The 13,827-nt window shown below is 37.0% G+C and carries 12 protein-coding genes and 2 tRNA genes; 13 read left to right on the forward strand and 1 reads right to left on the reverse strand.

Annotation, left to right across the window (positions count from 1 at the left end):
* Positions 1-76: 76 nt before the first annotated feature.
* The 6 genes from JFU20_RS20055 to JFU20_RS20080 all read left to right on the forward strand — a co-directional run bounded on the left by JFU20_RS20055 (position 77) and on the right by JFU20_RS20080 (position 3,389).
* A complete protein-coding gene (locus tag JFU20_RS20055) occupies positions 77-1,126 on the forward strand; it encodes a GerMN domain-containing protein (RefSeq protein WP_002015339.1) in 1,050 nt (349 codons plus the stop codon).
* 131 nt (positions 1,127-1,257) lie between these two features.
* Positions 1,258-1,995 (forward strand): ribonuclease PH, encoded by a 738-nt coding sequence (gene rph, locus JFU20_RS20060; RefSeq protein ID WP_002015340.1) that lies wholly within the window; start codon positions 1,258-1,260, stop codon positions 1,993-1,995.
* Positions 1,996-2,006: 11 nt separating this feature from the next.
* The gene (locus JFU20_RS20065; protein WP_002143277.1) at positions 2,007-2,615 is read left to right on the forward strand and encodes an XTP/dITP diphosphatase; all 609 of its coding nucleotides are present in this window, start codon (positions 2,007-2,009) and stop codon (positions 2,613-2,615) included.
* A gap of 13 nt (positions 2,616-2,628) precedes the next feature.
* On the forward strand, positions 2,629-3,132 hold the full coding sequence (locus JFU20_RS20070; protein WP_002015342.1) for a metallophosphoesterase: 504 nt from the start codon (positions 2,629-2,631) through the stop codon (positions 3,130-3,132).
* Between the two features lie 108 nt (positions 3,133-3,240).
* Positions 3,241-3,314: transfer RNA gene (locus JFU20_RS20075), tRNA-Gly, on the forward strand.
* A gap of 1 nt (position 3,315) precedes the next feature.
* Positions 3,316-3,389, forward strand: a tRNA-Arg gene (locus tag JFU20_RS20080).
* A 51-nt stretch (positions 3,390-3,440) separates the two neighbouring features.
* Here the strand turns inward: JFU20_RS20080 and JFU20_RS20085 are convergent.
* Positions 3,441-4,055 carry a PH domain-containing protein gene (locus JFU20_RS20085; protein ID WP_000473869.1) on the reverse strand — a complete coding sequence of 205 codons (615 nt, stop codon included), beginning with the start codon at positions 4,053-4,055 and terminating at the stop codon, positions 3,441-3,443.
* A gap of 315 nt (positions 4,056-4,370) precedes the next feature.
* Between JFU20_RS20085 and JFU20_RS20090 the strand changes: the two genes are divergently transcribed.
* The 7 genes from JFU20_RS20090 to yihA all read left to right on the forward strand — a co-directional run bounded on the left by JFU20_RS20090 (position 4,371) and on the right by yihA (position 13,814).
* On the forward strand, positions 4,371-4,619 hold the full coding sequence (locus JFU20_RS20090) for a hypothetical protein (RefSeq protein ID WP_001983650.1): 249 nt from the start codon (positions 4,371-4,373) through the stop codon (positions 4,617-4,619).
* Between the two features lie 198 nt (positions 4,620-4,817).
* On the forward strand, positions 4,818-5,816 hold the full coding sequence (locus JFU20_RS20095) for a hypothetical protein (protein WP_002034206.1): 999 nt from the start codon (positions 4,818-4,820) through the stop codon (positions 5,814-5,816).
* Positions 5,817-6,126: 310 nt separating this feature from the next.
* Positions 6,127-7,404: a trigger factor gene (gene tig / locus JFU20_RS20100; RefSeq protein ID WP_002015345.1), complete on the forward strand. Its 1,278-nt coding sequence runs from the start codon at positions 6,127-6,129 to the stop codon at positions 7,402-7,404.
* 264 nt (positions 7,405-7,668) lie between these two features.
* On the forward strand, positions 7,669-8,928 hold the full coding sequence (clpX, locus tag JFU20_RS20105; protein WP_000472285.1) for an ATP-dependent protease ATP-binding subunit ClpX: 1,260 nt from the start codon (positions 7,669-7,671) through the stop codon (positions 8,926-8,928).
* A gap of 106 nt (positions 8,929-9,034) precedes the next feature.
* Complete coding sequence (gene lonB, locus JFU20_RS20110) at positions 9,035-10,705, forward strand: ATP-dependent protease LonB (RefSeq protein WP_002015346.1); 1,671 nt, start codon at positions 9,035-9,037, stop codon at positions 10,703-10,705.
* Positions 10,706-10,890: 185 nt separating this feature from the next.
* Positions 10,891-13,221: an endopeptidase La gene (gene lon / locus JFU20_RS20115; RefSeq protein WP_002192456.1), complete on the forward strand. Its 2,331-nt coding sequence runs from the start codon at positions 10,891-10,893 to the stop codon at positions 13,219-13,221.
* Positions 13,218-13,814, forward strand: a complete 597-nt coding sequence (gene yihA / locus JFU20_RS20120; RefSeq protein ID WP_002088829.1) for a ribosome biogenesis GTP-binding protein YihA/YsxC — start codon at positions 13,218-13,220, stop codon at positions 13,812-13,814. Before lon ends, yihA begins: the two co-directional genes overlap by 4 nt.
* Positions 13,815-13,827: the final 13 nt, after the last annotated feature.

A 13,827-nucleotide genomic window follows, 5' to 3' on the forward strand; every position in this document is an offset into this window, starting at 1 on the left:
TAGCCATAGCTTGTTCTAAAATATGAAACAGCTCGTATACATAATAGTACAAACTTAGATTTTAGGGGGGAATGGCATGCCTAAATCCACTTTTAAATGGGTTGTTGGTGCTACTGTGAGTGCGATTTTATTATCAGGGTGTGGCTTGTTAAATCAAGAGAAAGCGACAGAACAAATTGATCCGCCAAAAAAAGTTACGTATACAGAAGGTGAAAAGAAAGAAACTGCTAAAAAAGATAAACAAGGGCAAACAGTAAATAGAGAGTTATACCTCGTTGATAAAAATGGATATGTCGTACCGCAAACTATTGCAATGCCTACTCCGAAAGCGAATGAAGTTGTACAGCAAACGTTAGAATATCTTGTGAAAGATGGACCAGTCACAAATTTATTACCAAATGGATTTCGAGCAGTCCTTCCAGCGAATACGACGATGACCTTGAATTTGAAAAAAGGCGGGACAGCAGTAATTGATTTCTCTAAAGAAATGAAAAATTATTCAAAAGAAGAAGAACGTCAAATTGTTGAATCAGTAGCGTGGACTTTGACTCAATTTACAGAAATAAAACAAGTGCAGTTCCAAATAAATGGTGAAAAGTTAGCGAAGATGCCTGTTGCGGGTACACCGCTTGGTGAAGGTGTAAGTCGTGCGAATGGAATTAACTTTGATGATGAACAAGTAGCAGATGTGACGCATACAAAACCGGTTACACTTTACTTTATGGCACAAAATAATAATAAGCAGCAATATTACGTACCGGTAACAAGGCGCGTTGCAGAAGGAAAAGAAAATGATTACTCGGCAATTGTGGATGAGCTTGTAAAAGGTCCGATTCAAGGATCGCTACTAAATGATTTTAATCCAGGAGCTAAGCTTATTACGAATCCAAAAGTGGAGAACGGAAATATTACATTAAACTTTAATGAAAATATATTTGTGAACCCAGACAAAAATATGATTTCAAATTATGTGTTGAAATCGTTAGTCTTATCTTTAACGGAAAAACAAGGTGTGAAAAATGTTTCTATTGAAGTGAATGGGAAAGCAAATCTTATGGATGAGAAAGGTGAAAAGTTAATAAAACCTGTTGATCGTCCACAAAACGTGAATACAGGTAGTTTTTAATCGTGAATAATTTGATATACTTATGTAAGAAAGGGGAATTGCTTTTTGAGTTCCCCTTCTTTTATTGTTATACATAGCGTACATTTAAATTTGGCTATACTAATGAGAGTATTTATGAGGGGGTTATTTTTATGCGAGTAGATGGTAGAGGAAAAGCAGAGCTACGCCATATACATATTCATACAAATTATTTAAAACATCCAGAGGGATCAGTACTAATTGAAGTTGGGGATACAAAGGTAATTTGTTCAGCGACAATTGAAGAGCGTGTACCGCCGTTTATGCGCGGAGAAGGAAAAGGCTGGGTAACAGCAGAATACTCAATGATTCCACGTGCGACAGAGCAACGTACAATCAGAGAGTCAAGTAAAGGGAAAGTAACAGGGCGCACAATGGAAATCCAGCGTTTAATTGGACGAGCATTACGTGCGGTTGTTGATTTAGAAGCGCTTGGCGAAAGAACAGTTTGGATTGACTGTGATGTAATTCAAGCGGATGGCGGAACGAGAACAGCTTCTATTACAGGTGCTTATGTAGCGATGGTATTAGCTTTTGAAAAATTATTGCAAGCAGAAAAAGTATCTAAAATTCCGGTGAAAGATTATTTAGCGGCAACGTCAGTAGGTGTTGTTGAAGAACAAGGTGTTGTTTTAGATTTAAATTATGCTGAAGATTCTAAAGCAGACGTTGATATGAACGTTATTATGACTGGAAAAGGTCAGTTTGTTGAAGTGCAAGGAACTGGAGAAGAAGCGACGTTTAGCAGAGCTGAATTAAATGAATTACTTGATGCTGCTGAACAAGGGATTTTCCAACTTGTTGAAAAGCAAAAAGAAGCGTTAGGTGACATCGTATCTCATATAGAGTAGAGGTGGAAAATATGAAGCAAGTTGTTGTAGCGACGAAAAATCTTGGGAAAGTACGTGAGTTTGCTGAGTTATTTGAGAGATTTGACTTAGAAGTGAAATCTTTACACGATTTTCCTCATATTGAAGAAGTCGAAGAAACTGGTGAAACATTTGAAGAAAACGCAATTTTGAAAGCGGACAGTCTTAGTAGACAGTTGAATTCCATCGTAATTGCGGATGACTCAGGTCTTATTGTAGATGCCTTAAACGGGAAACCAGGTGTATATTCAGCTCGTTTTGCTGGAGAGCCGAAAGATGACCAAGCGAATATCGATAAAGTGTTGCAAGAGTTAACTGACATCGATTTAGAAAAACGTACAGCTCGTTTTTACTGTGCACTAGCGGTTGCTTTCCCTGAGGCAGATAAAGAGCCGGTTATTGTAAACGGAACGTGTGAAGGGAAAATCTTAGAACAGCGCCGCGGGGAAAATGGTTTTGGATACGATCCGATTTTTTATGTAGAAGAATATAAAAAGGCAATGGCGGAGCTAAGCTCAGATGAGAAAAATGCCATTAGCCACCGCGGACGCGCTCTTCGTAAATTAGAAGAGAAAATCCCGGAATGGTTTTTAGAAGAATAAGGGAGAGAGATTGATGAAAGCTTTAATCGTAAGCGATAGTCATAGCTCTGTGAAGGAATTACAGCAGTTAAAAGAGAAATATGAAGGGAAAGTAGATGTCATGATTCATTGTGGTGATTCAGAGCTAACGCCTGCTCACGAAGAGCTACAAGGTTTCCAAGTTGTAAAAGGGAATTGTGATTATGCTAACTTTCAAGATGAAATTGTAACTGATGTAGATGGAATTCGTTTCTTAGTTGTACACGGTCATCGTCATAATGTGAAAATGACGTTACAAACGTTAGCGTATCATGCAGAAGAAGTAGGAGCACAAGTAGTGTGCTTTGGACATTCTCATGTATTAGGGGCAGAATTACTTGATGGGATTTTATTTATTAATCCAGGAAGTATTTTGCTCCCGCGCTCTCGTGTGGAAAAGACATTCGCTTTATTAGAAATGGATGAAAATCATATAGAAGTTCGTTTTGAAACATTAGACGGACAGCTAGTTGAACAAGCAGTTTTTAAAAGAGGATAATAAAAATTATCCTCTTTTAAAAAAGTGTTGACTTTATAAGTGGTTATGAATATAATAAATATTGTCGATAGGGCAACGGCGCTAACGAAGAAAAATTAAATAACATATGCGGGTGTAGTTTAGTGGTAAAACAAGAGCCTTCCAAGCTCTGGTCGAGAGTTCGATTCTCTTCACCCGCTCCATGTCCCAGTAGCTCAGCCGGATAGAGCATACGCCTTCTAAGCGTACGGTCGGGAGTTCGAATCTCTCCTGGGACGCTAAAAAAACCTTGTTATCTTTTGATAACAAGGTTTTTTGTTTGTTTTAAATTAGTTATTAATAAATTTTTCAAAGACAAAACCGTAATCTTTCACGTTATATTGCTTTTTCGTATCAACGAGCCAGTTAAAGGCGATCTCGTTCATCTCTTTAAACTGTTCTGCTAAATTTACTTGTGCATTTGAAATACGGCTGAAAGCGTTAGATGCCATATCTAAACTTTTATGTGCATACTGCAATGTAATGTCGTTGTCGTATGAAATTTCTTCGATTTTAAGAAGAGCCTTATATAAATCTTTTAATTCTTCAATATGTTTTTTATGAACATCAATTGAGTAATGCTCATCTCCCATTTGAAATTTAATTTCTACATCTAAATCAATCGTTCCTGCAGTTTCAAGTGCTACGTTTTTAATTTGATATTTACTATAGCTAAAGCGGCGTAATGTACGTTTTTTGCTTGTGGCACTTGTACCATCTAGGTGAATTAATCCTTTGTTTGTGAAACAATATTCATCTGATTTTGATTTAATAAGAAAGTAAATTTTCTCCCCATCTTCATGCATTACGTAATCATCAGCATCGACCTTATCGTAATCTTTTGGTGTGATAACGGAACCTACATCGCTTAATCCTAAAACGTCAGCTGCCATTTTTTTGAACATATATAATCCCCCTTGTAAATTAAATTCTTAATTGTACAAAAATATATTAACATGATTTTAAACTTATTTTTGAAATCTTACAACTCTGTAAGGTAAGTGTAAGGAAGTTCGATGGTAACAAATTACTAATCTTATATAATGAAGATAACAACGATAAATGAGGAGGAAGAGATGATGAAAGGATTAATCGTAACGGGTTTAACAGTAGCTTTTGGGTTTGTGGCGTATGAAAAGTTAACATATGTAATTGATGTTGTAAAACATTTAGTAGCGTAGAAAAAACTGCCATGAGAGGGAAAGGGAATGAGTGAATGAATGGAATGGTTATTTGGAATTATAGGTACTTGTAGTGTAGTTTTATTGTTCTTTGTCCCGAGTGGTATACTTAGTTCGACAACGAGTTTGTTCTTTTTAAGTTTGTTTGCTTGTACGATGCTTATTATTATGTTTTTAATGAAGCGAAGTAAACCAATCTTCTATTTTAGCATGATTGTTATGGCAATTATTGTTCTCCAAATTATTACCCTTGTTATATACCCCACAATTATAAAAGCTTTCCATTAATGATGAACCCTCTGCCGTCTGTTGCTGAGGGTTTTTGTTTGTGAAAAATGAATTTTATTTAGAAGTTTGTTGTTTTTTTGTTATGAAAATAGAATATTCCTATATTTCAAATAAATAATTTTGGAATGTTGTGTTCTCATTACGCATTTGATATATTTACTTTGAAGATCATTAAAATCTAGAAAAAGAGGCGGACGTATGGATAAAAAAGAAAATACGGTCGTATTGTTTCCGCAACTATCAGAACGCTATATTGATAAAGGTTTTTTAGCGTTGAAAGAGCGGGAATTCGAAGATGCATTGCGCTGCTTTGAAATATTACGTCAGTATAATGCAGAAACGGAACAAACAGAATTAGCTTCCGTTATTTGTTTGCTAGAATTAAAACGTATGGAAGAAGCGAAAGAAAAATGTGAGCAGTTGCTTGAAACAGGAGCTGTATTATTTGGTGATATTCTTGAAACGTATGTAACTATTTTAGTTCAAACAAATGATTATGAAGGTGTCATTGAAACTGTTGAGGAAGTTTTGCAAACGAAAGATATAATTCCTGAGCAAAAGGAAAAATTGGCGCAGCTTGCTTTGTTTGCGCAAGGGATGCTGAATGAAGAAGATACACCGCTAGTGGATTCGAATTTTGAATTAGAAGAATTTACCGATGGGCTTTTTGGAGAAAACTTTGGTCAAAAGCTAAGAGTGATCCAGAAACTTTCGTTAAAAGACCTGGATCTCGCACTTCCTACTTTAAAGAAATTTTTAATAGACGAAGATCAGCACCCTTATTTAAAAACTTCTATTTTGTATAAAATGGTAGAAAATCAAATAGAAGAAGAGATAGAAGTAGAGAAGTTTGGAAATACGATAAAGGTGATTCCAGCATTTACAGGTCATAATGAGGAGCAATCCGATAAAATTATACATAAATTCTCAAACCGATTAGAGCAAAATTATCCAGATATATTTAGTACGATGGTTACATACTGGAAAGAATTACAAATTAGTATTTTTCCGTTCCCTCTATTAATGGATAAAGTAGAAATTTGGGCTGCTGTCTTAGAGAGAATTGGAAGAAAGCGTTTCGGATTGGCTATTGATGAAGAAGAACTTATGACAGCGTACAATATTGAGTTTGAGGAATTTCATATTGCCTATCAATGGTTACTGCGCATTGAAAGAGAAGGGTATTTGCCCGTATAATTATGAAAAAGAATCGTTCAGTTATTGAAACGAGCACATTCTATGTTATAATGTAAGGGTTGCAAAAGGCAGAAATCTGCCTGTTTGTAAGAGAAGAGGAGTATAATTCTCTTACTTAATATGTTTCATATTAGTCTCGAACAAAATATACCGTAGTTGTCTTTTAGACAATTAGTAGATTGGAACATTGTATCTGAAAGCTTTTTGCTAGAGGGTTATTTGTACATTTGTTATTTCAAGAAAGAGATAATAAAAATTTTGATCTATAGAGGTATGTGCATACATTATTATAGTTGGAGGGAAAGAATAAATGTCTACAAAATGGGAAAAATTAGAAGGTAACGTTGGCGTTTTAACAATCGAAGTTGATGCTAAAGAAGTAAATAACTCTATCGACGCTGCATTCAAAAAAGTAGTAAAAACAATTAATGTACCAGGTTTCCGTAAAGGGAAAATGCCTCGTCCATTATTCGAACAACGCTTTGGTATTGAATCTTTATACCAAGATGCTTTAGATATCATCTTACCAAAAGCATACGGTGAAGCAATCGATGAAGCTGGTATCTTCCCAGTTGCTCATCCTGAGATTGACATCGAGAAATTCGAAAAAGGCCAAAACTTAATTTTCACTGCAAAAGTTACTGTAAAACCTGAAGTTAAATTAGGTGATTACAAAGGTTTAGCAGTAGAAAAAGTTGAAACAACTGTAACTGACGAGGATGTAGAGAACGAAGTAAAAGCTTTACAAGAGCGTCAAGCTGAACTAGTTGTTAAAGAAGACGGAACTGCTGCAGATGGTGATACAGCTGTAATCGACTTCGAAGGTTTCGTTGATGGCGAAGCATTTGAAGGCGGAAAAGGCGAAAACTATTCTCTTGCAATCGGTTCTGGTACTTTCATCCCAGGTTTCGAAGAGCAAGTAATTGGTCTTAAATCTGGTGATTCTAAAGAAGTTGAAGTATCATTCCCAGAAGAGTACCATGCTGCTGAATTAGCTGGTAAACCAGCAACATTCAAAGTAACAATTCACGAAATCAAAACAAAAGAACTTCCTGAGTTAAACGACGAGTTCGCTAAAGATGCTGACGAAGAAGTTGCAACTCTTGATGAATTAAAAACAAAACTTCGTACAAACTTAGAAGAAGGCAAAAAGCACGAAGCTGAGCACAAAGTACGTGACGAAGTAGTAGAATTAGCTGCTGCTAACGCTGAAATCGACATTCCAGAAGCTATGATCGACACTGAGTTAGATCGTATGGTTCGTGAATTCGAGCAACGTTTAAGCCAACAAGGTATGAACCTTGAGCTTTACTACCAATTCACAGGTACTGACGCTGACAAATTAAAAGAGCAAATGAAAGAGGATGCACAAAAACGTGTAAGAATCAATCTTGTTCTTGAAGCTATCATTGAAGCTGAAAACATCGAAGTTACTGAAGAAGAAGTAACTGCAGAAGTTGAAAAAATGGCTGAAATGTACGGTATGCCAGTAGACGCTATCAAGCAAGCTCTTGGAAGCGTAGACGCTTTATCTGAAGATCTTAAAGTGCGTAAAGCTGTAGACTTCTTAGTAGACAACGCTGCATAATAAAATAACAAGGCGCGATTTTAATCGTGCCTTGTTTTATAAATATAGAAATATATTTATAAAACTTTTCGATGAAGAAGGAAAAGTGCCTTTGTAAGTCGAATATACATATTTCAAAAGTTTTAAAATTTTTTTATTTGTACATAACTAGTCATATTATTTGTATTTCTCGCTACGTAGTGACATAATATGTATTTACATACGATACATTTATCGTGTACATACGAAGGCAAGAGGTTAGCACTTTGTAAGGGGTGTGAAAATATGTTTAAATTTAATGATGAAAAAGGTCAATTAAAATGTTCTTTCTGTGGTAAAACACAAACGCAAGTTCGAAAGTTAGTTGCAGGTCCAGGTGTTTACATTTGTGACGAGTGTATCGAGCTTTGTACTGAAATTGTACAAGAGGAGCTTGCGAAGGACGAAGAAGTAGAATTCAAAGATGTACCGAAACCGGTAGAAATTCGTGAAATCTTAGATGAGTATGTCATCGGACAAGATAACGCGAAAAAAGCACTAGCGGTAGCGGTATATAACCATTACAAACGCATTAATTCTAACAGCAAAATTGATGATGTAGAATTAGCGAAGAGTAATATTTCACTTATTGGGCCAACTGGTAGTGGTAAAACATTATTGGCACAAACATTAGCGCGTATTTTAAATGTTCCATTTGCAATCGCGGACGCAACATCTTTAACAGAAGCTGGATACGTTGGGGAAGATGTAGAAAACATCTTACTAAAACTAATTCAAGCGGCTGATTACGATGTAGAAAAAGCGGAAAAAGGAATTATTTATATTGATGAGATTGATAAAGTGGCACGTAAGTCCGAAAATCCATCAATTACACGTGATGTATCTGGTGAAGGTGTACAGCAGGCACTTCTGAAAATTCTAGAAGGTACTGTAGCGAGTGTTCCACCTCAAGGTGGTCGTAAGCACCCGCATCAAGAGTTTATTCAAATTGATACAACGAACATCCTATTCATTTGTGGTGGAGCGTTTGATGGCATCGAGCCTATTATTAAACGTCGCCTTGGTGAGAAAGTAATTGGATTTGGTGCTGAGAAGAAAAATGCTGATGTAAATGAGAAGCATGTTTTATCTCACGTTTTACCAGAGGATCTTTTAAGATTCGGTTTAATTCCGGAGTTTATCGGTCGTCTTCCAGTTATTGCGAACCTAGAGCCGCTTGATGAAGATGCTCTTGTAGATATTTTAACTAAACCGAAAAATGCACTTGTTAAGCAATTCCAAAAATTATTGGAGCTTGACGATGTTGAGTTAGAGTTTGAAGAAGGTGCACTAGTTGAGATTGCGAAAAAAGCAATTGAACGTAAAACAGGTGCTCGTGGACTTCGTTCTATTATTGAAGGCTTGATGCTTGATGTAATGTTCGAACTTCCATCTCGCAAAGATATCGAGAAGTGTATTCTTACGAAAGAAACAGTAGCTGATAATGAACCGCCGAAATTGGTGTTACAAGACGGTACTGTACTTGATACAAAAACATCTGCATAATGCGAAGAAGAAACAGCAATTTTTATAATTGCTGTTTTTCTTTATGTTTAGCACTATTCCTCCCAGGAAATACTAAAAGGTAAAACATAGCGGGAGGAAATGAATTATGAGCTGGACAAATATATTTTTACTTGTTCAACTTGTTTTTGGCGTAATTGTCGGATTGTATTTTTGGCATTTACTTCGAAATCAGCGAACACAAAAAGTTTCAATTGATCGAGAATCGAAAAAAGAATTAGAGCAGCTTCGTAAAATGCGTGAGGTTTCTTTAACAGAGCCGCTTGCGGAAAAGGTACGTCCTACATCCTTTATAGACATTGTAGGGCAAGAAGACGGGATTAAGTCGTTAAAAGCGGCTCTTTGTGGTCCTAATCCGCAACATGTGATCATATACGGTCCGCCAGGTGTCGGAAAGACAGCGGCAGCACGCCTTGTATTAGAAGAAGCGAAACGAAATCCGAAATCTCCATTTCGTACAAATGCAACATTTATCGAACTTGATGCGACGACAGCTAGGTTTGATGAGCGTGGTATTGCGGATCCATTAATTGGTTCAGTGCATGATCCTATTTATCAAGGAGCAGGTGCAATGGGACAAGCGGGTATCCCGCAACCGAAAAAAGGGGCTGTAACAGATGCGCATGGTGGTATTTTGTTCATTGATGAGATTGGTGAATTACATCCAATTCAAATGAATAAAATGCTAAAGGTGTTAGAAGATCGGAAAGTGTTTTTGGAAAGTGCGTATTATAGTGAAGAAAATTCGATGATTCCAACGTATATACATGATATTTTTCAAAAAGGTTTACCTGCAGATTTTCGCTTAGTTGGTGCAACGACACGTTCACCAGAGGAAATTCCTCCTGCAATTAGGTCGCGTTGTTTAGAAGTGTTCTTCCGTGAGTTAGATACAGAAGAAATTCAAAAAGTAGCGAAAAATGCAGCTGACAAAGTGGAGATGCAAGTAGGTGAGAACGGTATTGAAATGATTGGAATGTATGCAAGAAATGGGCGAGAAGCAATTAATCTCGTGCAAATTTCTGCTGGTATGGCGATAAATGAAGAACGACCTTTCATTAAAGATGAAGATATTGAGTGGGTTGTTCATTCTAGTCAGCTTACACCAAAGTACGAAAAACGTATTTATCCAATTCCGAGAATCGGTCTTGTGAACGGGCTTGCTGTATATGGGCCGAATACAGGTGCGTTATTAGAAATTGAGGTAACAGCTATTCCTGCGAAAGATAAAGGATCAGTAAATGTCACTGGAATTGTAGAAGAGGAAAGTATTGGAAATCAAACGAAATCAATCCGCCGTAAAAGTATGGCGAAAGGTTCTGTTGATAATGTGTTAACAGTACTTCGTTCTCTAGATGTGTTGCCAGAAGGGTATGATATACATATTAATTTTCCTGGTGGTATCCCGATTGATGGTCCTTCAGCAGGTATTGCTATGGCAACAGGTGTATATTCAGCAGTGCATCGTACGTATGTGAATAATGAAGTAGCGATGACAGGTGAGATAAGTATCCACGGAGAAGTGAAGCCTATTGGTGGTGTGTACGCAAAAATAAAAGCTGCGAAAAAAGCGGGAGCTAAGAAAGTCATCATTCCGGCTGAAAACATGCAACCATTTTTGTATACAATAAAGGGAATTGAGATCATTCCTGTTCGCAAATTAAAAGAAGTATTTGAATTAACATTTATGCAGGAAAATGTGCATCGTGAGCTTGATGCACATAATGATTTGGGCGAAACAGATGCACAATCAATGTGAGAATATACAATAATAAAAATTTGCCAGACTTCGTTTAAGTTTGTATGCTTAAGCGTAGTCTTTTTTCTTTTCGTGAGGCACAAAAAAACAGGGGATTTACAATTGCGAAGAATCTCTGCAATTGCATCTAGATGTATTGTAATATAAAATAGTTGAACAGGAGTTTAATTTATTATGGAGGTGCTATGTCTAGTATGAATACGAATGAAAGAATTGTGCCCCTCCTACCATTAAGAGGCATTCTCGTATATCCAACGATGGTTCTGCATCTTGATGTAGGACGTGATAAATCGATACAAGCACTAGAGCAGGCGGCAATGGATGAAAATATCATCTTTTTAGCAATGCAAAAAGAAATGAATATCGACGATCCGAAAGAAGATGACATATATAGTGTAGGTACAGTGGCGAAAGTGAAGCAAATGTTAAAATTGCCGAACGGTACGCTTCGTGTCCTTGTAGAAGGTTTACATAGAGCAGAAGTAGTAGAGTTTATCGAAGAAGAAAATGTGGTACAAGTTTCTATTAGAACAGTAACTGAAGAAGTAGAAGATGATTTGGAAGAGAAGGCTCTTATGCGTACGTTACTGGAGCATTTCGAACAATATATTAAAGTTTCGAAAAAAGTTTCAAATGAAACATTTGCAACGGTAGCTGATGTAGAAGAACCGGGAAGACTAGCTGATTTAATTGCTTCTCACTTACCGATTAAAACGAAGCAGAAACAAGAGATTTTAGAGATTGTATCTGTGAAAGAGCGACTACATACACTTATTTCAATTATTCAAGATGAACAAGAGTTACTTAGCCTAGAAAAGAAAATTGGACAAAAAGTGAAACGTTCAATGGAGCGCACGCAAAAAGAATATTTCTTACGTGAGCAAATGAAGGCGATTCAAACTGAACTTGGTGATAAAGAAGGCAAGGGCGGGGAAGTTGAAGAACTTCGTGAGAAAATTGAACAGTCGGGAATGCCTGAAGAAACAATGAAGGCTGCACTGAAAGAATTAGATCGTTATGAAAAATTACCTGTAAGTTCTGCTGAGAGTGGTGTCATTCATAATTATATTGATTGGTTATTAGCTCTCCCATGGACAACAGCAACAGAGGATATGATTGACCTCACTCATTCGGAAGAAATTTTAAATAAAGATCATTACGGTCTTGAAAAAGTGAAAGAGCGAGTACTTGAATATTTAGCTGTACAGAAGTTAACGAATTCATTAAAAGGCCCAATTCTTTGTCTAGTAGGACCTCCTGGGGTTGGGAAAACTTCGTTAGCACGTTCTATTGCAACATCGTTAAACCGTAATTTTGTACGTGTTTCTCTTGGTGGTGTGCGTGATGAATCTGAAATTCGTGGTCACCGTCGTACATATGTAGGAGCGATGCCAGGACGTATTATTCAAGGTATGAAAAAGGCGAAAACAGTTAATCCAGTCTTCTTATTAGATGAGATTGATAAAATGTCTAACGATTTCAGGGGAGACCCATCAGCGGCGTTACTTGAAGTGTTAGATCCAGAACAAAACCATAACTTCAGTGATCATTACATTGAAGAGCCATATGATTTATCGAAAGTTATGTTTGTTGCAACTGCTAATACACTTGCAAGTGTTCCGGGCCCATTGCTTGACCGTATGGAAATCATTTCGATTGCTGGTTATACAGAACTTGAAAAGGTGCACATTGCTCGTGAGCATTTATTGCCGAAACAATTAAAAGAGCACGGTTTGCGAAAAGGTAATTTGCAAGTACGTGATGAAGCGCTTCTTGAAATTATTCGTTATTATACACGCGAGGCTGGTGTTCGTACGTTAGAGCGTCAAATTGCAAAAGTTTGCCGTAAAGCAGCAAAAATTATCGTTACAGCAGAACGCAAGCGCATTGTTGTAACAGAGAAAAATATTGTTGATTTACTTGGTAAGCATATATTCCGTTATGGTCAAGCTGAAAAAACAGACCAAGTTGGTATGGCAACAGGTTTAGCTTACACAGCAGCGGGCGGCGATACACTTGCAATTGAAGTGTCTGTAGCGCCAGGAAAAGGGAAATTAATTTTAACAGGGAAACTTGGGGATGTTATGAAAGAATCCGCACAAGCCGCGTTTAGCTATATTCGTTCTCGTGCAGAAGAACTTCATATTGATCCGGATTTCCATGAGAAAAACGATATTCATATTCATGTTCCAGAAGGAGCAGTTCCAAAAGATGGACCGTCAGCAGGTATTACGATGGCAACGGCACTTATTTCTGCACTAACAGGTATTCCTGTAAGTAAAGAAGTTGGTATGACAGGTGAAATTACACTTCGTGGTCGTGTATTACCGATTGGTGGTTTGAAAGAAAAAACATTAAGTGCTCACCGCGCGGGATTAACAAAAATTATTTTACCGGCGGAAAATGAGAAAGATTTAGATGATATTCCAGAGAGCGTAAAAGAAAACCTTACGTTTGTGCTTGCATCTCATTTAGACGAAGTATTGGAGCACGCATTAGTAGGAGTGAAACAATGAAAGTAACAAAAGCAGATATTGTAATTAGTGCCGTTAAACCGGAACAATATCCAGACAGTGATTTACCAGAAATTGCCTTAGCAGGTCGTTCTAATGTCGGGAAGTCTTCCTTTATTAATAAAATTTTAAATCGTAAAAAGTTAGTACGTATTTCTTCTAAACCAGGAAAAACGCAAACGCTGAACTTTTTCTTAATCAATGAAATGATGCATTTTGTTGACGTTCCAGGTTATGGATATGCGAAAGTATCTAAAACAGAGCGCGCGGCATGGGGCAGAATGATTGAGACTTACTTTACAACACGTACGCAATTAGACGCAGCTGTATTAGTAGTTGATTTACGTCACCAACCAACAAAAGATGACATTATGATGTATGATTTCTTAAAGCATTATGAAATCCCAACAATTATTATTGCAACGAAAGCCGATAAAATTCCGAAAGGGAAATGGCAAAAGCATTTAAAAGTTGTAAAAGAAACGCTTGCTGTTGAAATTGGCGATGAAATCGTTCTATTCTCTTCTGAAACAGGACTTGGAAAAGAAGAAGCATGGAAAGCAATTCATAAAATGACAAAAACAAAAAACGCGTGACGAATGTCGCGCG

The sequence above is a fragment of the Bacillus sp. TH30 genome (assembly GCF_016650875.1).
In the GTDB taxonomy this organism is placed as follows: domain Bacteria; phylum Bacillota; class Bacilli; order Bacillales; family Bacillaceae_G; genus Bacillus_A; species Bacillus_A mycoides.